We start from the raw sequence: 18,137 nt of genomic DNA, 5'->3' as shown, positions 1-18,137 counted from the left end.
CCGGCCGGCCTCGCCCCGAGGGCCGTAGCCCTAGGCGCGCCGACCCTTGGCCGAGGCGTTGTCCACGCCCAGAGCCGCCAGGGCCGTGCGCACGATGCCGTCGGCGTCCAGGCCGGCCTGGGCGTACATGACGTCCGGCTTGTCGTGGTCCTGGAAGATATCGGGCAGGGTCAGGGTGCGGACCTTGAGGCCGCGGTCCAGGGCGCCGTGCTCGGCCAGGGCGTGCAGGACGAAGGCGCCGAAGCCGCCCACCGCGCCCTCCTCCACCGTGATCAGCGCCTCGTGCTCGCGGGCCAGCCGCAGCAGGAGGTCCATGTCCAGCGGCTTGGCGAAGCGGGCGTCGGCGACGGTGGCCGAGAGGCCGCGGGCGGCGAGCTGGTCGGCCGCCTTGAGCGCCTCGCCGAGGCGCGTGCCGAACGACAGGATGGCCACCGCCGTCCCCTCGCGCACGATCCGGCCCTTGCCGATCTCGAACGGCGCGGCCAGCAGCGGGATCTGAACCCCCGTGCCCTCGCCGCGCGGATAGCGGAAGGCGGAGGGGCGGTCGTCGATGGCGGCGGCGGTGGCGACGGCGTGGGCCAGCTCGGCCTCGTCCGAGGGCCCCATGATCACCATGCCGGGCAGCGCGCCCAGGTAGCCGATGTCGAAGGAGCCTGCGTGGGTGGCCCCGTCGGCGCCGACGAGGCCGGCCCGGTCGATGGCGAACCGCACCGGCAGGCCCTGGATCGCCACGTCGTGGACCACCTGGTCGTAGCCGCGTTGCAGGAAGGTCGAATAGATCGTGCAGAACGGCTTCATGCCGTCGGCGGCGAGGCCCGCGGCGAAGGTCACGGCGTGCTGCTCGGCGATGCCGACGTCGAAGGTGCGGTCGGGGAACTTCTGGCCGAACAGGTCGAGGCCCGTGCCGGACGGCATGGCGGCGGTGATGGCCACGATCTTGGGGTCGCGCTCGGCGTGCTTGATCAGCTCCTGGGCGAAGACCTTGGTGTAGCCGGGCGGGCCGGCCTGGGCGGGCTTGGCCTGCTTGCCGGTGATCACGTCGAACTTGACCACGCCGTGGTACTTGTCGGCGGCGTTCTCGGCCGGGCCGTAGCCCTTGCCCTTCTGGGTCACCACGTGGACCAGGACCGGCTTGTCGTCGATCCTGCGGGCGTTCTGCAGCACGTGGACCAGGGCGTCCATGTCGTGCCCGTCGATGGGGCCGACGTAGTAGAAGCCCAGCTCCTCGAAGAAGGTGCCGCCGGTGACCATGCCCCGGGCGAATTCCTCGGCCTTGCGGGCCGCCTCGCGCATGGGCCGCGGGAAGGCCCTGGCCACCGACTTGCCCAGGTTGCGCAGGCTCTGGTAGCCGCCGCCCGACACCAGCCGGGCGAAATAGGCGCTCATCCCGCCCACCGGCGGGGCGATGGACATGTCGTTGTCGTTGAGGATGACGGTGAGCTGTTTGGTGGCCCCGGCGTTGTTCATGGCCTCATAGGCCATGCCGGCGCTCATGGAGCCGTCGCCGATGACGGCCACCACCTTGTTGTCCCGGCCCTCGGCGTCGCGGGCGGCGGCGAAACCCAGCGCGGCGCTGATCGAGGTGGCGGCGTGGGCCGCGCCGAAGGGGTCGTATTCGCTCTCCGAGCGCTTGGTGAAGCCCGACAGGCCCCCGCCCTGGCGCAGGGTGCGGATGCGGTCGCGGCGGCCGGTGAGGATCTTGTGCGGATAGGCCTGGTGGCCCACGTCCCAGATCAGGATGTCCGCCGGCGTCTCATAGACGTGGTGCAGCGCCACGGTCAGCTCGACCACGCCCAGGCCGGCGCCCAGGTGCCCGCCCGTCTGCGACACCGCGTCGATCGTCTCGGCCCGCAGCTCGTCGGCCAGCTGCTTCAGCTGCGGAATCGAGAGGTTCCGGGTGTCGGCGGGCGAGGCGACCGTGTCGAGCAGAGGGGTTTTCGGGGGCAACGCGGCGGTCCTCAACTATTGGCGGCGCTCTAGCACGAAATCGACACTGGCCCGCAGGAATTCCGCCCGCGCGCCGAACGGATCCAGGTGGGATTTCGTCTGGGTTTTGAGGAGACCCAGGCGTTCTTTCGCCGCATCCACGCCCAGCAGGGTGACGAAGGTGGTCTTGCCGGCGTCGGCGTCCTTGCCCGCCGCCTTGCCCATGGTCGCGGCGTCGCCCTCGGCGTCCAGCAGGTCGTCGACGATCTGGTAGGCCAGGCCCAGGTCGTGGGCGAAGGCCATCAGGGCCGAGCGCTCGGCGTCCATGGCCCGGGCCAGCACCAGCGGCAGTTCGAAGGCGCAGGCGATGAGGGCGCCGGTCTTCAGCCGCTGCATCCGGGCGACGCCGCCCAGGTCCTCGCGCACGCCCAGCATGTCGATCATCTGGCCGCCCACCATGCCCCGGGCGCCCGCCGCCACGGCGAGCCGGGTGATCAGCTCGGAGCGGATGGCGCCGTCGGGGTGGGTGTCGGGATCGGCCAGGATCTCGAACGCGGCCGCCTGCAGCGCATCGCCCGCCAGGACCGCCGTCATCTCGTCGTAGGCCACGTGGACGGTGGGCTGGCCGCGCCGCATGTCGTCGTCGTCCATGCAGGGCAGGTCGTCGTGGACCAGGCTGTAGGCGTGGATGCACTCCAGGGCGCAGGCCGAGCGCAGGACGTAGGTCTCGTCCAGGTCGTACATCCGGCCGGTCTCGAGGGCGAAGAAGGTGCGCAGGCGCTTGCCGGGCCCCAGGGCCGCATAGCGCATGGCCTCGGTCAGCCGGCTCTCCGGGCCGTCCGCGCGGGGCAGCAGCTCGTCCAGCGCCACGGTGACGAGGTCCGCGGCCTCGGCCACACGCTGGGCCAGGTCCATCAGCTGAACTCGGCGGGTTCTGTGGCCGGCGCGCCGCCCGCCCCCATGACGATCTTCTCCACCCGCAGGCGGGCCGCCTCCAGCCGCGTCTCGCAGTGCGCCTTCAGCGCCGCGCCCCGCTCGTACATGCGGATCGAATCCTCGAGCGGCGCCTGGCCCGATTCGAGCCTGGCCACGATCTGCTCAAGCTCCGCCAGGGCGGTCTCGAAGGTCATGGCGGAGATGTCGGCGGGTTCGGACATGCGATGTGTTTAGTGCGCTCCTCCCTCGAAGGGAACACTTCGGGGCAGGTGGATCGGCGCGCTGCGGCGAGACGGAGGGGGCGCAAGGCCCTGCCTCACCCCCGCTCGAAGCGCCGCATGGACCAGTATTTGTAGCCCTCGCTCTCCGCCAGCCGCCAGCCGAGCTTCTTCAGCGAGCGGCCGATGAGGTGGTTGAAGAAGCCGTGGGCCAGCACCACCACGTTCTCGCCCCCGGCGGCCAGGCCGATCAGCAGGGCGGCGGCGCGGTCGGCGCGTTCCTCGGCCTGCGCGCGGGTCTCCTGGCCCTCGTGGTGGTTGAAGAACCACCACCACACCCGGGCGATGAAGCCCCAGAGCTTCGGCGACAGCTTGAGCCAAGCGGGGAAGTTCGGCGGGGGCAGGGGCGCCTCGATCAGGATCTCGTGGTGCGGGAACTCCCGCTCGCCCACCATGGTCCGGGCGCTCTGGATGGCGCGCAGGCGGGTCGAGGAGACGATCGCCCCGCACTCGGCCACGAACTTGCGCAGGCGGTCGGGCGGGGTCTGGCCGGGCAGGATGCCGCCGATCTCGTAGGTGGCCCAGAACTCGCGGTACTCGGCCGCCGACAGCAGCACCTTGCGCGACAGCGCCGGCTCCCCGTGGCGCGCGAGGATGATGGCGCCGTGGCGCAGGGGCGCGGACTGGTCGCTCACGTCGCTGGCCATCGATCCTGGGAACGCACCCTACCCCTCGCCGAGGGCCCTCACGTGCGCGAGCGCCGAACGGCCCAGAGCTTCGAGGTCGTACCCGCCCTCAAGCGAGGACACAACCCGACCCTTCGCGTGGCGGTTGGCCACCGAGACGATCGCCCGGGTCGCCCAGGCGAAGTCGGCCTCCTCCAGGGCCTGGCCGGCGCCGCCGATGGGGTCGCGCACGTGGGCGTCGAATCCGGCCGAGACCAGCACGAGGTCCGGGGCGAAGGCGTCGAGCCTGTCCATCAGCTGCTCGAAGGCCCTGCGCCACACCTCGACCGGCGCGCCCTCCGGCGACACCGCGTTGACGATGTTGGCCGGGACCGCCTCGTCGGGGTGGCCGGTGCCGGGCCACATGGGCCACTGGTGGATCGAGGCGAAGAAGGTGTCCGGCCGCCCGGCCAGCACCGCCTGGGTGCCGTTGCCGTGGTGGATGTCGAAGTCCACCACCGCCACCCGGGCCAGTCCCGCCCGCTGGGCCGCCAGGGCCGCCAGGGCCACGTTGGAGAAGATGCAGAAGCCCATGGGCAGGGCCGGCTCGGCGTGGTGCCCGGGCGGGCGCACGGCGCAGAAGGCCCGCTCGGCCCGGCCCGCCGCCACGTCGCGGACCGCCTGGACCGCGGCCCCCGCCGCCCGGCGCGCGGCGGTCAGCGATCCCGCGGACATGTAGGTGTCGGCGTCCAGAACCCGCAGGCCGCTGGCCGGCGCCGCGCGCTCGATCAGCTGCACATAGGCCTCGTCATGCGCCAGCATCAGGTCGGCGGCGTCCACCAGCGGCGCGTCGTTGGGCGCCAGGTCCAGGTCGGAGTCGCTCAGCGCGTCGGACACCGCCCGCAGCCGCTCGGGCCGTTCGGGGTGCCCCTCGCCCGGGCGGTGGTCGAGCATGTCCTGATGGGTGTAGAGCGCGACGGTCATACCTCGATCCTACCGCAACTTGGTCCCGCGCCCATGAGCCAACCGACGATCCACCTTGCGAGCCCCGCCGACGCCGAGACCCTGGCCGCCCTGGGGGCCCGGACGTTCTGCGAGACCTTCGCCCACCTCTACGACCCGCAGGACCTCAGCGCCTTCCTGGCCGAGGCCTATGACGTGGAGCGCACCCGCCGCGACCTCGCCGATCCGGCCAAGGCGTCCTGGCTGGTGGAGGCCGGCGGCCAGGCCATCGGCTACGCCTCGGTCGGCCCCTGCGGCCTGCCGCACCCGGACGTCACCTCCGCCTGTGGCGAGCTCAAGCGCATCTACTTCCTGAAGGACCACCAGGGCGGGGGCCTGGGCAAGGCGCTGTTCGCCACCGCCATCGACTGGCTCCAGGCGAACGGGCCGCGCGCCGTCTGGATCGGCGTCTGGTCGGAGAACTTCGGCGCCCAGCGGTTCTACGAACGCCATGGCTTCGAGAAGGTCGGCGAATACGGCTTCGCGGTCGGCAAGACCGTCGACCGCGAGTTCATCCTGCGCCGTCCCGCGGAGAGTTTTTCCAAGTCCGCGCCGCATTTGGCGGAATGCCGACACAATCTCGCCTGAATCGGGCCCATTCGGCCACGTTCATTGCCGCGATTTAACGTGAAGCCGTCTTGGCGCGACCGCCGCCATTTGGGACCTTAGCCGCCGAAGGTTGAGCTTGTACGGGATCGGCGGTGGGGATGCTGAAGATCGGCTACGTGCGGCTGCGGGACGCCACCGCGCATGAGGACACTGTTCGCCTGAAGGCGGCCGGCTGCCAGGTGGTCCGCGCCGAGGAGCCGGGCGCCGGCGGCCAGGCGCTGGACTCCATCCTCGATTTCATCGGGAACGGCGACCAGCTCGTGGTCACCCGGCTCGACCGCCTGGCGCTCGGCGGCCGTGGCCTGCTCGACGCCCTCGACCGGCTGGAAGCGCGCGGCGCCGGCCTCCTGGTGCTCGAACCCGAGCTCACCAGCCAGGGGCCGAGCGGCCGGGCGCTGCGGGCGGTGCTGGAGGCGGTGGCCGGGCTGGAGCCCGTGTCCGGCCGCCGCCGCCGTCCCGCGGCCGCCACCCAGGAGATCTTCGCCCTGCAGCGCGCGGGCGTCGGCCCGGTGGAGATCGCGCGGCGCCTGGGCGTCTCGCGCATGACCGTCTGGCGCAAGCTGAAGGCCGTGGAGACGGCGGAGGCCTAACCCCGCCGCGCCTGCACGAAGTCCACGAAGGCCCGGAGCGGCGAGGGCATGGTCCGGCGGCTGGGATAGTAGAGGAACGGCCCGGGGAAGACCTCGGACCAGTCGGCCAGCACCTCCACCAGCCGCCCCGCCGCCAAGTGGTCGCGCACGGCCTCCTCGAACGGCATCCCGAAGCCCACCCCGTCCAGCATGGCCCGCAGCAGGAGGTGCGGATTGGTCGAGACCACCCGCGCCGGCGGCGTGATCCGCAGGGCCTCGCCGGCCTTCTCGAACTCCCACGCCGGCTCCATCCCGCTTGGGAACCGCACCCGCAGGCAGGGCAGGTCCAGGAGGTCGCGCGGATGCCGCGGCGTCCCCACCCGGGAGATCAGCTCCGGCGTTCCCACCACCGCGAACCGCTGCGGCGGCCCCAGCGAGACGGCGATCATGTCCTGCGCCAGGCTCTCGCCCCACCGCACCCCAGCGTCGAAGCCCGCGGCCACGATGTCCACCAGGTTCGCCTCGGCGGTCACCTCCAGCCGCACCTGCGGATAGGCCGCCAGGAACTCGGCCGCCATCGGCGCCAGGATCATCTCCACCGCCGGCTCCGGGGCGTTGATCCTGAGCGCTCCCTGCGGCTGGGCCTGGGCCGAGCGCACCTCGGCCACCGCCTCGCCGATCTCGGCCAGCGCCGGCTGCAGCCGCGCCAGCAGCGCCGCCCCCGCATCCGTCAGCGCCACGCTGCGGGTGGTGCGGTTGAGCAGCCGCACGCCCATCCGCGTCTCCAGGTCGCGCAGCGCCTGGCTCAGCGTCGAGGCCGAGACCCCGCGCTCCACCGCCGCCCGGCGGAAGTTGCGATGCCGGGCCACCGCCGCGAAACTGTCCAGGTCCTGCAGGTCCAGCCGGTCCATTGTTCGATTTTCCGCACAGTCCGTTCGAGACAATGCGGATTATCCAACCCAATGCGCAGGCCTAAATCGTCGCCATCAGCAACGGAGGCGATCATGCAGACGCGCAAGCTTGGAACCACGGGCCCCGAAGTCTCGGCCCTCGGCCTCGGCGCCATGGGAATGTCGGGGATGTACGGCCCCGCCGACCGGGCCGAGAGCCTGGCCACGATCCACGCCGCCCTCGAGTCCGGGATCACCCTCATCGACACGGGCGACTTCTACGGCATGGGCCACAACGAGATGCTGATCGGCGAGGCCCTGAAGGACCACCGCCGCGACGACGTCGTGCTCAGCGTCAAGTTCGGCGCCCAGCGCGGCCCCGAAGGCGGCTGGATCGGCTACGACGCGCGGCCCGCCGCGGTGAAGACCGCCCTGGCCTACACCCTGCAGCGCCTGGGCGTGGACCACATCGACATCTACCGTCCCTCGCGCCTCGACCCCAACGTGCCCATCGAGGACACCATCGGCGCCATCGCCGAGATGGTCCAGGCCGGCTACGTCCGCCACATCGGCCTGTCCGAAGTCGGCTCGCAGACCATCCGCCGGGCCGCCGCCGTCCACCCGATCAGCGACCTGCAGATCGAATATTCGCTGATCTCCCGCGGCATCGAGGATGGGGTGCTGCAGACCGTGCGCGAGCTGGGCATCGGGATCACCGCCTATGGGGTCCTGAGCCGCGGCCTGATCAGCGGCCATCCCACGGCCACCGCCGCCCCCGGCGACTTCCGCGCCTTCAGCCCCCGCTTCCAGGGCGAGAACCTGCAGAGGAACCTCGCCATGGTCGAGGACCTGCGCAAGGCCGCCGAGGCCGCCGGCCTCACCCCGGCCCAGGCCGCCATCGTCTGGGTGGCGGCGCAGGGCGACGACATCGTGCCTCTGGTAGGCGCCCGCCGCCGCGACCGCCTGGCCGAGGCCCTGGGCGCGCTTCAGCCCCTCTCCGAGGCTGCCCTCGCCGCCATCGAAGCCGCCGTGCCGAAGGACGCCGCCGCCGGCGACCGCTACCCCGCCGCCCAGATGGCCCACCTGGACTCCGAGCGCGGGTAGGCCCGGAGGCGCGCTTAGCCGATGGGAGAGAGACGCAGGACTCCCCCCATCGGCGACCCGCCCCTGACGGGGCTTCGCGCCGCCTTCTCCCGCAAGCGGGGGAAAACTTCAGAACGGGCTGAACCGCTCCACGAGCGACTGGCCGGCCGGGGTCTTCTGGACGCGGCTGATGTCGCCGCGGCCGCCGTAGCTGATGCGGGCTTCGGCGATCTGGGTGTGACGGACGGTGTTGGCGGAGGAGATGTCTTCCGGCCGCACGATGCCGGCCACGGTCAGCGAGCGCAGGTCGGTGTTGGTGCGCACCTCCTGGGTGCCCTGGATCACCATGTTGCCGTTGGGCAGCACGCCCGTGACCACCGCGGCGATGGTCAGGCTGATCTTCTCCGAGCGGTTCACTTGGCCGGCGCCGGCGTTGGAGGTGGAGGAGTTGGTCTCGATGGCGTTGGCCGGATCGAAGGCGCCCGGCAGGATCTTCCCGAGGCTCGTTTCCAGGCCGAGGAAGTGCGGCACGCCGGCGGTGACGCCCGAGGTGCGCGAGCTGGAGGTGGCGTTGGTGGTCTTGGCGCTGTCGTCGATGTCGATCTGGACGGTCAGGATGTCGCCGATGCGGCTGGCGCGCTGGTCGTTGAAGAAGGCGCGGGCGCCCGTGCGCCACAGGGAGTTGGCGCTGGCCGGCTGGGGCAGGGGCTCGCGGGCCGAGGCCAGGGGCAGGATGTTCTGGTCGCGGGGCACCAGGGCGGCCGGGTAGCCGACGGGGGCGAGCTCGGGGCCTCTCACCGCCTCGGAGACGGTGGAGCAGGCGGCGAGGGGGGCGAGGGCGGCGAGAGCCAGCAGACGAAGACGCATAAGGGCTTCCTTCAACGGGAGGCGTAACGGGAAGAGCGGACCAGCTTCAGCTGCTCGGCTGCGGGGCCGACCGCCGCCTGGCCGGGTCCTGTGACCACGGCCTGGACGGTCTTCTTCGACGTGACGTTCTGCACGTTGATGGTCTCGCCGACCGCGCCGCCGGAGAGGGCCTTGGCCTGGAGCGCGAGCGAGACGCCTTGGTTGTCGTAGGTGAGGGTTACGATCTCGTTGGCCTTGATCACCATCGGCGCGGCAACGTCGCGGCCCGCGACCGCAGCGCCGGGCCGCAGGGGGCGGCGGGCGGCCAGGCCGATGACGGCGTCCGGATCGTTCGGCGCGTCGGCGGGGGCCAGGGCGGCCTTGCCCCAGACCAGGTCCTCGGGCTGGACGATCTCGCCGGCGGCGATGGGTCGGGCCCAGGTGAGCACGTCGACGTTGCCGCGGGCGGCGACATTGGCGGGCGAGCCGGTGGGCGCGCCGCCGGTCACCACGATCTGGCGCAGGCCCTCGGCGTTGGCCCAGTCGAGGCCCGCGCGGTAGGCGGCGTTGCGCACCGCGGCGGCGCTGAGCATGACGGAGGCGCCGCGGCGCGCTGCGACCGGGACCGACCCGGCGGCGCCCGCGCCGTCGAAGATCTCGCCCAGGGTGACCACGCCGTCGGCGTCGAACGGCTCGGCCTTGAGCGTCACCGGCGTGGCGGCGAGGGCAGGGGTGGCGGCGGCCAGGGCCGCGAGGAGCGCGAGGACCCTCATGGCCTTACGCCTTCACCTGGTTGGCCGTGGCCAGCATGTTGTCGGCGGTGGAGATGACCTTGGAGTTCATCTCGTAGGCCCGCTGGGCGACGATCAGGGCGGTGATCTCGGCCACCGCATCGACGTTCGAGGCTTCGGTGTAGCCCTGCTGCAGCGTGCCGATGCCGACCGAGCCGGGCGTGCCGGTGGTGGGGGCGCCCGAGGCGACGGTTTCCTTCAAGAGGTTGCCGCCCACGGCCTCGAGGCCGCCGTCGTTGACGAAGGTGGCCAGCTCGATCACGCCCACCACGTTGGAGGCGGTCTGGCCGGCCTGGGTGACCTCGACCTGGCCCGAGGGGCTGATCGAGACCGAGACCGCGTCGGTCGGGATCGTGATCGCCGGCTGGATCTGGTAGCCGTCCTGGGTGACGAGCTGGCCCTGGTCGTTGACCGAGAGGTTGCCGGCCCGCGTGTAGGCGTTCTCGCCCGAGGGCAGCAGCACCTGGAGGTAGCCGCGGCCGTTGATGGCGATGTCGTACTGGTTGTCGGTCTTGGTCATCGTGCCCTGGGTGCCGACCCGGTAGACCGCGCTGGCCTTCACGCCGGCGCCGACCTGGACGCCGGTGGGGACGATGGTGCCCTGGTCGGACGACTGGGCGCCGGCCGCCTGGAACGTCTGGTAGAGCAGGTCCTGGAACTCGGCGCGTTCGCGCTTGAACCCGACCGTGTTCATGTTGGCGATGTTGTGGGAGATGACTTCCACGTTGAGCTGCTGGGCGGCCATGCCGGTGGCGGCGGTGCGGAGCGCTTGCATCGGTCGTTATCCTCTTACTGAACCCGACCCAGGCGCTCGACGGAGCGGCGCGAGAGTTCGGCTTCGGAGTCGATCATCTTGGCGGTGGATTCGTAGGCCCGGCTCACCTCGACCATGCGGGTGATCTCCAGGACGGCCTTGACGTTGGAGGTCTCCAGGTGGCCCTGGCGCAGCTTGGCGGTCGTGGCGGGCTGGGGCTGCAGGTTCGAAGCGTTGCGGAAGGTGTTGTCGCCGGCCTTCTCGAGCGCGCTCTGGTTGGCGAACGTGTACATGCCCACCTTGCCCACCCGCTCGTCGCCCTGGCTCATGGTGCCGTCGGCGCCGATGGCGACCTGGCCCTTCTCGGGGTCGATCAGGATCTCGCCGCCGCCGTCGTCCAGCACGGCCAGGCCGTTCTGGGTGACCAGGCGGCCGGTCCCGTCGGTGGTGAAGCGGCCGTCGCGGGTGAAGCGGGGGCCGTTCGGGGTCTGGATCTGGAAGAAGCCCTCGCCCTCGATGGCCATGTCCAGCGGCGCGCCGGTCTTGTTGAGGGCGCCCTGGCCGAAATCGCGGGCGACCATGTCGCCGGCGACGAACTTGACCGGGCGCGGGCCGCCCTGGGTGTAGGCGGGCGCGGCCGGGTCGGTCTTGTGCATCAGCGACTCCACCTTGAAGCCGGTGGTGTCGAGGTTGGCGATGTTGTTCGCGATGATGTCCATCTCCCGACGGAGGACCATCTGGCGCGAAACACCGACGTAGATTGCATTGTCCATTAACGGGGACCTTGTCGGACTGCGACTTTCTGGCCCTTCCGGATGCAAGGTCCGGGCCAGTTTGAAACGCCAACAAAATCAACGAATAAGAAAGTTAACGGCGGCCGAGCGGCGGAAAATGCCGGGCAGGAATCGCGCCCGTTAAGAGGTGTTAAAAACGGCTTCTTAACCAAAGACCGGCATTCGTTGGCTCGCGGATATTCCCAAGGAACGCGCGCGTGGCGAAGAAGGACAAGAAGCCGAAGGAGGCCGAGGGCGAAAACCCGGAGGTCGCCGAGGGCGCGGAGGGCGAGGCCCCCGCCAAGAAGAAGCTGCCGCTGAAGATGCTCATCATCGCCGGCGCCGCCGCCGTCGTGGTGCTGGGCGGCGGCGGCACGGCCGCGTTCATGTTCCTGGCGCCCAAGCCCGATGCGGCCGCCGAGAAGGGCGACCACGCCAAGGACAAGAAGAAAGAAAAGAAGAAGGACGACAAGAAGGAAGGCAAGGAAGGCGAGAAGGGCGCGGCCGTGGTCCGCGAAGGCCCCGACGGCGTCGTCTTCTACACCCTGCCCGACGTGGTGGTGAACATGCAGACGGCCGACGGACGGCCGACCTTCCTGAAGCTCAAGCTGACCCTCGAACTGCCCGACGAGGGCCTGGTCGAGGAGCTGGATCCCAACATGCCGAGGCTCCAGGACATGTTCCAGACCTTCCTGCGCGAGCTGCGGCCCGAGGACCTCTCGGGCAGCCAGGGCAGCTACCAGCTGCGCATGGAGATCCTGCGCCGGGTGAACCTGGTCATCGCGCCGGGCAAGGCCAACGCCGTCCTGATCGAGGAGATGCTGATCAACTAGCGCCCGCGCAGTTGCATCCCGAACGCCATGGCCGACGAAACCGAAAACATGTCCGAGACCGACACCCCCGCGATGGACGCGGGCGGGGGCGAGACCGACTGGGCCGCCGCCGCCGCGGCCGAGGCGAACTCGGCCGAGCGGATCCTGAACCAGGACGAGATCGACAGCCTGCTGGGCTTCGACCTGTCGGACGACGAGATCTCGGAACGCACGGGCATCCGGGCGATCATCAACTCGGCGCTGGTCAGCTACGAGCGCCTGCCGATGCTGGAAATCGTCTTCGACCGCCTGGTGCGGTTGATGACGACGTCCCTGCGGAACTTCACCTCGGACAACGTCGAGGTCAGCCTCGACAACATCAGCTCGATCCGGTTCGGCGACTACCTGAACTCGATCCCGCTGCCGGCCATCCTGTCGGTGTTCCGGGCCGAGGAGCTGAACAACTACGGCCTGCTGACGGTCGACTCGAACCTGATCTATTCGATCGTGGACGTGCTGCTGGGCGGTCGCCGCGGCACCGCGGCCATGCGCATCGAGGGCCGCCCCTACACCACCATCGAGCGGGTTCTGGTCCAGCGGATGGTCGAGGTGGTGCTGGCGGACGCCAAGGAAGCCTTCGAGCCCCTGACGCCGGTCAGCTTCACCCTGGACCGCCTGGAGACCAACCCGCGCTTCGCCGCCATCGCGCGTCCCGCCAATGCGGCGATCCTGGTGAAGCTGCGCATCGACATGGAAGACCGGGGCGGGCGGATCGAGCTCTTGCTGCCCTACGCCACGCTGGAGCCCATCCGGAAGATGCTGCTGCAGCAGTTCATGGGCGAGAAATTCGGCCGCGACAACATCTGGGAAAGCCACCTGGCCACCGAGCTGTGGACCACCCAGATGGACGTGCGCGCGGTGCTGGACGAGCAGCAGATCAGCCTGAAGCGGGTGCTGGACCTGAAGGTCGGCGACACCCTGATGCTGAACGCCACGCCGGACAGCCTGATCGAACTGCGCGCCGGCTCCATCCCGCTCACGCGCGGCCGCATGGGCCGCCGCAACGCCCACATCGCCGTCCGCGTGGAAGCCCCGCTTTCCCCCGCCGCCCGCCAAGCCGTCCAGAGGATCTCATGAGCCTGATCGCCGTTGCGATGAACCTGCTGCTGGCCGGCCTGCTGATCGCGGCCATGGTCGTGGGCGTGCGCCTGAACCGCCGCCTGAAGGCGCTGAAGGACAGCCACGCCGGCTTCGAAGTGGCCGTGCGCGAGCTGAACCTGGCCGCCGTCCGCGCCGAGCAGGGGCTGGCCGACCTTCGCGCCGCCACCGACGAGGCCACCGACATGCTGTCGGACCGGATCGAGAAGGGCCGCGCCCTGGCCGCCAAGCTGGAGAAGCTGGTCAGCTCGGCCCCTGAGCTGCCGCGGGCCACGATGGCCGAGCGCGCGCCGCGCCCGATGCCTTCGGTGGTTCCGCCGATGCGCGAAGGCACGACCGAGGACCGCCTGGGCAAGCTCTTGGCCATGGCCCGTTCGCGCCTGCAGGCCGAGGGCATGATCGACCAGGACGACCGGCCGGTGGCCGCCGCGCCGGAGCCGCTCGTCGGCCGCCCGCCGCTGCCGGGCCGCCGGATCGCTTCCATGGTCGACGACGACCTTTTCGAGGACGCGCCCGCCGCGTTCGACCGCTTCCCCGGAGCGCGCCGTTGAAATCCGTTCCCCGCATCCTGCCGCTGGTCGGCGTCGCCATCGGCGGCGTCCTGGCCGTGAACGCGCTCTCGGGCGCCAAGGACCTGCCGGGCCTGCTCTCGGGCGCCCAGGCCTTCGCCGAGGAGACCGCCAAGGGCGGCAAGACCGACAAGCCCGCCAAGGCGGAGGCCGGCAAGGCCGAGGCCGGGAAGGCGCCCGCCGCCACGGACCCCGCGGTCGCGCTGCCGGCCGCCAGCATCGCGCCGAAGGCCGTCTGCGCGCCGACCGCCGCCGAACTCGCCAAGCAGGCCGGACTGTCGCCGGCCGAGCTGCAGGTGCTGCAGAGCCTGGGCGCGCGCCGGGGCCAGCTGGACGCCCGCGAGAACGACCTGAACACCCAGCTGGCGCTGATGGCCGCCGCAGAGGCCAAGCTGGACGCCAAGATCCGCGCCCTGAACGGGCTGAAGGCCGAGGTGAACGGCCTGCTGAACCAGTCCAACGCCAAGGAAGCGGCCGAGATCGACCGCCTGGTGAAGGTGTTCGAGGGCATGAAGGCCAAGGACGCCGCGCCGCGGCTGGCCGCCCTGGACGACAACGTCCGCATCCCGATCGCGGCCAAGATGAAGGAGCGCGCGCTCTCGTCCATCATGGCCCAGATGCCCGCCGCCGAGGCGAAGAAGCTGACCGAGGCCCTGGCCCGCCGGTTCTCGGAGGCCAAGGACGCCGCCGCCAAGGCCAGCGCCGTGGCCGAGCAGTCCCAGGCCGCGCCCGCCGAGGCGCCGAAGAAGCAGGCCGCCGCCCCGGCCCGGAAGACCCCGCCGCGCAAGAAGGCGCCCGCGGCCCAACAGGTCGCGGCCAAGCCGGCCGCGACGCCCGCCGCCCCGCCGGCTACGGCGCCGCCCGCGGCCGCCGCGCCGGCGCCTGCCGGATAGCCGATGGCGCTGAAGAAGGTCCTCCGCTCCGGGGTCGCCGCCGCCTGCATCGCCAGCGTCGTCGCCCCCGCGGGCCTCGCGGCCCCCGCCGCCAAGGCCGTCGCCCAGCGCGGCGGCGTGGACGTGCGCGTGGCGACCACGGAGACCTTCTCGCGCATCGAGGTCCTGGGCGGCGGCACGCTGCGCCGCGAGGGCCGCACGGTCGTCCTGACCAACGCCCCGGACAACGACCCCGAGGTCGCCCGGCTGCTGACCTCGCCGCCGAAGTACATCAAGAGCGCGGTCAGGCTGCCGGTCCCCGGCCGGCGGCAGATCGTCATCACCCTGGCCGACGACGCGGACGTGACGATCGGTCGGGCGGACGGCGCGGTCTATGCGAACTTCATCCCGGCCCCGCCAGCGCCGCAGGCGCCGCCGCCCGAGGTCGCGGTCGCCGAGCCCGAGCCGCCCCGGCCCAGCCCGCTGCCGCCCGGCGGCGTGGTGCGCATGGCGTCCCGGGTCGCCAACGGCCAGACGCAGCTCTCCTTCACCTGGGCCAACCCGGCGGGCGCCGCCGTCTTCCGGCGGGGAGACGCGATCTGGGTCGTGTTCGACGCCCCGGCCAGCCTGGACGTGTCGAGCGCGCCCAAGGGCGTGCGGCCGCTGCGGAGCCTGCAGGCTTTCAAGGGGGCCGACCACGCGGCCCTGCGGATCGACGCCGACCCCAACGCCCCGATCTTCGTGAGCGCCCAGGGGCCCACTTGGACCATTTCGCTGGGGCCCGGCCCGCAGGCGCAGCCGTCCATCGTCCGGGTCGGCCGCGACGCCGCCGGCGGCCCGGCCACGCTGAAGGCGCCCGTGGCGGGCGCGACCCGCATCGTCAACCTGCCCGACCCCGTGGTGGGCGACACCCTGACCGTGGTCACCGCGCTGGGCCCGCCGAAGGGCGTGCCGAGCCGCCGGGACTTCGTGGACGCCGCGCTGCTGCCCTCGATCCAGGGCCTGGCGATCGAGCCCCTGGCCGACAACCTCACGGTCCAGCGCGACGGCGAGCTGGTCCGCATCAGCCGGGCCGAGGGGCTGACGCTGTCCCCGAGCTGGGCGACCCGCGAGCGCGAAGACACGCAGCTGGGCACGCCGCAGCCCGCGCCGATGCCGGCGATCGTTCCGGCGCAATGGGCGGAGGTCGGCGAGGGCCGGTTCCTGCGGCGCTACGAAGGCCTGCTGGCGGCCGCGGCGGCCGAAGGGGCCAACAAGGACCGCGAGGCGCCTGTCGCCGCGCGCATGGGCCTGGCCCGCTTCCTGGTGGGCTCGGAACTGAGCTTCGAGGCCATCGGGGTGCTCAACGCCCTGGCGCGCGAGCATCCCGAGATGCTCGACGATCCGGAATTCCGCGCCCTGCGCGGCGTGGCGCGCACCCTGGCCCGCCGGTACGCCGAGGCCGATGCGGACTTCTCGTCGCCCGCCCTGGCCACGGACCCGTCGACGGCGCTGTGGCGCGCCTACGTCAACACCCAGATCGCCCAGCACGCCGAGGCGCGCGCGCAGTTCGCCAAGGGCGTGGAAGCCTATGGCCTGATGCCGCCGCTGTGGCGCGCCCGGTTCGCCCGGGCCGACGCCCAGGCGGCCCTGGCCCAGGGCGACCTGGTGGCCGCCGACACCCGCATCCGCATGGCGCTGGAGGAGAAGGTCTCGTCGGAGGAACAGCTCCGCAGCCGCCTGATCCAGGCCCGCGTCATCGAACTGCAGGGTTTCCAGGACCGGGCGCTGAAGGTCTACAGGGCCATCGCCACCGCCCCGATCGACTCCATCGCCGCGCCGGCCGTGCTGCGCGCCACCCAGATCCGCCTGCAGCTGGCCCAGATCACGCCGGTCCAGGCCGCCGTGGTGTTCGACGGCCTGCGCTACCGCTGGCGGGGCGACGCCACCGAGCTGGAGACCATCCGGGCGCTGGGCCAGCTCTATCTCGCCCAGGGCCGCTATCGCGAGGCGCTGGAGGCGCTGCGGTCGGCGGGCGTGCGCCTGCCCGACCTGCCGGAGGCCCAGCAGCTCCAGGCCGACCTGAACGCCGCCTTCCGCGGGCTCTTCCTGGACGGCCTCGCCGACGGGCTGGAGCCGCTGCAGGCGCTGGCGCTGTTCTTCGATTTCCGCGAACTGGCGCCTATCGGCGCCGACGGCGACCTGATGGTGCGCAAGATCGTCCGCCGGCTGGTGGACGTGGACCTGCTGCCCCAGGCCGCCGAGCTCTTGAAGTACCAGGCCGAGAACCGCCTGGACGGGGTGCCGAAGGCCCAGGTCTCCACGGACCTGGCCGTCATCTACCTGATGGACCGCAAGCCCGAGCAGGCTCTCCAGGCGATCAACAGCTCGCGCACCACGGTGCTGCCCACCGCCCTGAACACCGAGCGTCGGCTGGTCGAGGCGCGCGCCTGGATGGCCCTCGGCAAGTACGACAGCGCGCTGGAGATCCTGGGTTCCGACGCCTCGAAGGACGGCACGGACCTGCGCAGCGAGATCACGTGGAAGCAGAAGAACTGGGCCAGCGCGGGTCCGCTGTTCGAGAAGTCGCTGGGCGACCGGTGGAAGAACCCGACGCAGCTCTCCAGCGACGAGGAAGGCCGCCTGCTGCGCGCGGGCGTGGCCTACAGCCTGGCCGGCGACGAGGCGGCGCTGGGCCGGCTGCAACAGCGCTACCAGGGCTTCTACGAGAAGGCCAACAACCCCGACGCCCTGCGCATCGCCCTGTCCGGCGTGCCCTCGGGCCGGATGAGCGTTTCCGACTTCAGCCGCGTTTCGGCCGACAACGAGGCCTTCGCGGGCTGGGTCGAGAAGATGAAGGGCCGCTTCAAGACCCGCGCCGCGCCCGGAGCCGCCAAGCCCGTCGCGCCCGCCCGCCAGGCCCAGGCCGCCCCGCCGGCGCCCGCGGCCAAGGGCTGACCCCGCGCCTCCGTCGCGCGGCTGGGCCCCTCCGTCGCAGCGCCGCTGGCGCGGCCGGCCGGGCGCCCTAGGCGACGGGCATGCAGATTTCAAAGCTCCCGGCCGCGGCCCTCATCGCCGTCTCGTTCGCGCTCCCGGCCGCCGCCCATCCGCAGGACGAGGCGATCAACGGCGTCTATGCGCGGCTGGCGGCCAGCCGGGTCGCCAACGACGTGGCGGGCATGGCCGCCGGCTTCCACCCCCAGGCGCTGCTGATCGACGCGCGCCCGGGGCCCGCGGTGCTGGGCGCGGACCTGGCCGGCGTGCTGGCGCCGCAGCGCGAGCGCATCGTGCGCGACGGCGTGACGGTGGAGAGCGCCTATCGGATCGAGCGGCGGCAGGTGATCGGCGAGGACCTGGCGGTGGACGCCGGCTACATGCGCCAGGCGATGCGCCGTCCGGGGGCGCCCGAGAGTGTCCGCGTCGCCCGATTCCTCGTGACCCTGAAGCGCGACGCGGGCGGCGGCTGGAAGATCGTGGGCGACGCGGCCATGCCGTCGACGGCGGAGGTGTGGGCGGGGCTGGCCGCGCAGCCGGGGCTGAGGTTCGATCCCTGAGGGGGCTGTCTTCGCGATCTGGTGTTGATCATAGCTGAGATGTTCGCGTAATGTTCTTCACATCCCCCGCGAAGCGGCGGGAGGGGGACCGCCCGCCGAGGTCGGCTTTTGCCGACTGAAGAGCGGGGGGT

Annotated in this window: 19 protein-coding genes; 9 read left to right on the top strand and 10 right to left on the bottom strand. The window is 71.8% G+C overall.

The window, feature by feature from the left end; all coding sequences use genetic code 11:
- Positions 1-30: 30 nt before the first annotated feature.
- The 5 genes from dxs to AX721_RS14100 all read right to left on the bottom strand — a co-directional run bounded on the left by dxs (position 31) and on the right by AX721_RS14100 (position 4,729).
- Positions 31-1,947, bottom strand: a complete 1,917-nt coding sequence (gene dxs, locus AX721_RS14120; RefSeq protein WP_068876631.1) for a 1-deoxy-D-xylulose-5-phosphate synthase — start codon at positions 1,945-1,947, stop codon at positions 31-33.
- A 15-nt stretch (positions 1,948-1,962) separates the two neighbouring features.
- On the bottom strand, positions 1,963-2,844 hold the full coding sequence (locus AX721_RS14115) for a polyprenyl synthetase family protein (RefSeq protein ID WP_068876630.1): 882 nt from the start codon (positions 2,842-2,844) through the stop codon (positions 1,963-1,965).
- Positions 2,841-3,083 carry an exodeoxyribonuclease VII small subunit gene (locus AX721_RS14110; RefSeq protein ID WP_068876629.1) on the bottom strand — a complete coding sequence of 81 codons (243 nt, stop codon included), beginning with the start codon at positions 3,081-3,083 and terminating at the stop codon, positions 2,841-2,843. Before AX721_RS14110 ends, AX721_RS14115 begins: the two co-directional genes overlap by 4 nt.
- A 95-nt stretch (positions 3,084-3,178) precedes the next feature.
- Positions 3,179-3,787 (bottom strand): histidine phosphatase family protein, encoded by a 609-nt coding sequence (locus AX721_RS14105; RefSeq protein WP_068876628.1) that lies wholly within the window; start codon positions 3,785-3,787, stop codon positions 3,179-3,181.
- A gap of 18 nt (positions 3,788-3,805) precedes the next feature.
- On the bottom strand, positions 3,806-4,729 hold the full coding sequence (locus AX721_RS14100) for a histone deacetylase family protein (protein ID WP_068876627.1): 924 nt from the start codon (positions 4,727-4,729) through the stop codon (positions 3,806-3,808).
- Between the two features lie 33 nt (positions 4,730-4,762).
- Here AX721_RS14100 and AX721_RS14095 point away from each other — a divergent pair, with 33 nt between their 5' ends.
- Positions 4,763-5,335, top strand: a complete 573-nt coding sequence (locus tag AX721_RS14095; protein WP_068876626.1) for a GNAT family N-acetyltransferase — start codon at positions 4,763-4,765, stop codon at positions 5,333-5,335.
- Between the two features lie 119 nt (positions 5,336-5,454).
- Complete coding sequence (locus AX721_RS14090; RefSeq protein WP_068876625.1) at positions 5,455-5,946, top strand: recombinase family protein; 492 nt, start codon at positions 5,455-5,457, stop codon at positions 5,944-5,946.
- Here the strand turns inward: AX721_RS14090 and AX721_RS14085 are convergent.
- Positions 5,943-6,836, bottom strand: coding sequence for a LysR family transcriptional regulator (locus AX721_RS14085; RefSeq protein WP_068876624.1), 894 nt, complete (start codon positions 6,834-6,836; stop codon positions 5,943-5,945). The genes AX721_RS14090 and AX721_RS14085 overlap by 4 nt on opposite strands.
- A gap of 93 nt (positions 6,837-6,929) precedes the next feature.
- On the opposite strand from AX721_RS14085, the gene AX721_RS14080 reads away from it, so the two are divergent.
- Positions 6,930-7,919: an aldo/keto reductase gene (locus AX721_RS14080; RefSeq protein WP_068876623.1), complete on the top strand. Its 990-nt coding sequence runs from the start codon at positions 6,930-6,932 to the stop codon at positions 7,917-7,919.
- Positions 7,920-8,027: 108 nt separating this feature from the next.
- Here AX721_RS14080 and flgH read toward each other — a convergent pair whose 3' ends face one another.
- The 4 genes from flgH to flgF are packed head-to-tail and all read right to left on the bottom strand — an operon-like array spanning position 8,028 to position 11,062.
- The gene (flgH, locus tag AX721_RS14075; protein ID WP_068876622.1) at positions 8,028-8,765 is read right to left on the bottom strand and encodes a flagellar basal body L-ring protein FlgH; all 738 of its coding nucleotides are present in this window, start codon (positions 8,763-8,765) and stop codon (positions 8,028-8,030) included.
- 11 nt (positions 8,766-8,776) lie between these two features.
- Entirely contained in the window at positions 8,777-9,517 is a 741-nt protein-coding gene (gene flgA / locus AX721_RS14070; RefSeq protein ID WP_068876621.1) for a flagellar basal body P-ring formation chaperone FlgA, read from the bottom strand.
- Positions 9,518-9,521: 4 nt separating this feature from the next.
- Positions 9,522-10,310, bottom strand: a complete 789-nt coding sequence (flgG, locus tag AX721_RS14065; RefSeq protein WP_068876620.1) for a flagellar basal-body rod protein FlgG — start codon at positions 10,308-10,310, stop codon at positions 9,522-9,524.
- A gap of 14 nt (positions 10,311-10,324) precedes the next feature.
- Positions 10,325-11,062 carry a flagellar basal-body rod protein FlgF gene (gene flgF / locus AX721_RS14060; protein WP_068876619.1) on the bottom strand — a complete coding sequence of 246 codons (738 nt, stop codon included), beginning with the start codon at positions 11,060-11,062 and terminating at the stop codon, positions 10,325-10,327.
- A gap of 218 nt (positions 11,063-11,280) precedes the next feature.
- Between flgF and AX721_RS14055 the strand changes: the two genes are divergently transcribed.
- The 6 genes from AX721_RS14055 to AX721_RS14030 all read left to right on the top strand — a co-directional run bounded on the left by AX721_RS14055 (position 11,281) and on the right by AX721_RS14030 (position 18,006).
- Positions 11,281-11,895 (top strand): flagellar basal body-associated FliL family protein, encoded by a 615-nt coding sequence (locus AX721_RS14055; RefSeq protein WP_068876618.1) that lies wholly within the window; start codon positions 11,281-11,283, stop codon positions 11,893-11,895.
- 72 nt (positions 11,896-11,967) lie between these two features.
- Positions 11,968-13,011 (top strand): flagellar motor switch protein FliM, encoded by a 1,044-nt coding sequence (gene fliM / locus AX721_RS14050; RefSeq protein ID WP_231733144.1) that lies wholly within the window; start codon positions 11,968-11,970, stop codon positions 13,009-13,011.
- Entirely contained in the window at positions 13,008-13,583 is a 576-nt protein-coding gene (locus AX721_RS14045; protein WP_068876616.1) for a DUF6468 domain-containing protein, read from the top strand. Before fliM ends, AX721_RS14045 begins: the two co-directional genes overlap by 4 nt.
- On the top strand, positions 13,580-14,494 hold the full coding sequence (locus tag AX721_RS14040; RefSeq protein WP_231733143.1) for a MotE family protein: 915 nt from the start codon (positions 13,580-13,582) through the stop codon (positions 14,492-14,494). The genes AX721_RS14045 and AX721_RS14040 overlap by 4 nt, the downstream gene beginning before the upstream one ends.
- Positions 14,495-14,497: 3 nt before the next feature.
- Complete coding sequence (locus tag AX721_RS14035; protein WP_068876615.1) at positions 14,498-17,410, top strand: tetratricopeptide repeat protein; 2,913 nt, start codon at positions 14,498-14,500, stop codon at positions 17,408-17,410.
- Between the two features lie 80 nt (positions 17,411-17,490).
- Positions 17,491-18,006 carry a nuclear transport factor 2 family protein gene (locus AX721_RS14030; RefSeq protein ID WP_068876614.1) on the top strand — a complete coding sequence of 172 codons (516 nt, stop codon included), beginning with the start codon at positions 17,491-17,493 and terminating at the stop codon, positions 18,004-18,006.
- Positions 18,007-18,137: the final 131 nt, after the last annotated feature.

Source organism: Phenylobacterium sp. CCH9-H3 (assembly GCF_001557235.1).
Classification (GTDB): Bacteria; Pseudomonadota; Alphaproteobacteria; order Caulobacterales; family Caulobacteraceae; genus Phenylobacterium.
This window is presented reverse-complemented; position numbering and strand designations above follow the sequence as displayed.

Bases quoted from the DNA above. Each gene is read 5' to 3' on its own strand.
- AX721_RS14045 (WP_068876616.1), top strand. From the start codon at position 13,008: ATGAGCCTGATCGCCGTTGCGATGAACCTGCTGCTGGCCGGCCTGCTG.
- AX721_RS14100 (WP_068876627.1), bottom strand. From the start codon at position 4,729: ATGACCGTCGCGCTCTACACCCATCAGGACATGCTCGACCACCGCCCG.
- AX721_RS14030 (WP_068876614.1), top strand. From the start codon at position 17,491: ATGCAGATTTCAAAGCTCCCGGCCGCGGCCCTCATCGCCGTCTCGTTC.
- AX721_RS14080 (WP_068876623.1), top strand. From the start codon at position 6,930: ATGCAGACGCGCAAGCTTGGAACCACGGGCCCCGAAGTCTCGGCCCTC.
- AX721_RS14105 (WP_068876628.1), bottom strand. From the start codon at position 3,787: ATGGCCAGCGACGTGAGCGACCAGTCCGCGCCCCTGCGCCACGGCGCC.
- AX721_RS14095 (WP_068876626.1), top strand. From the start codon at position 4,763: ATGAGCCAACCGACGATCCACCTTGCGAGCCCCGCCGACGCCGAGACC.
- flgH (WP_068876622.1), bottom strand. From the start codon at position 8,765: ATGCGTCTTCGTCTGCTGGCTCTCGCCGCCCTCGCCCCCCTCGCCGCC.
- AX721_RS14085 (WP_068876624.1), bottom strand. From the start codon at position 6,836: ATGGACCGGCTGGACCTGCAGGACCTGGACAGTTTCGCGGCGGTGGCC.
- AX721_RS14110 (WP_068876629.1), bottom strand. From the start codon at position 3,083: ATGTCCGAACCCGCCGACATCTCCGCCATGACCTTCGAGACCGCCCTG.
- fliM (WP_231733144.1), top strand. From the start codon at position 11,968: ATGGACGCGGGCGGGGGCGAGACCGACTGGGCCGCCGCCGCCGCGGCC.
- AX721_RS14090 (WP_068876625.1), top strand. From the start codon at position 5,455: ATGCTGAAGATCGGCTACGTGCGGCTGCGGGACGCCACCGCGCATGAG.
- flgA (WP_068876621.1), bottom strand. From the start codon at position 9,517: ATGAGGGTCCTCGCGCTCCTCGCGGCCCTGGCCGCCGCCACCCCTGCC.
- flgF (WP_068876619.1), bottom strand. From the start codon at position 11,062: ATGGACAATGCAATCTACGTCGGTGTTTCGCGCCAGATGGTCCTCCGT.
- flgG (WP_068876620.1), bottom strand. From the start codon at position 10,310: ATGCAAGCGCTCCGCACCGCCGCCACCGGCATGGCCGCCCAGCAGCTC.
- AX721_RS14035 (WP_068876615.1), top strand. From the start codon at position 14,498: ATGGCGCTGAAGAAGGTCCTCCGCTCCGGGGTCGCCGCCGCCTGCATC.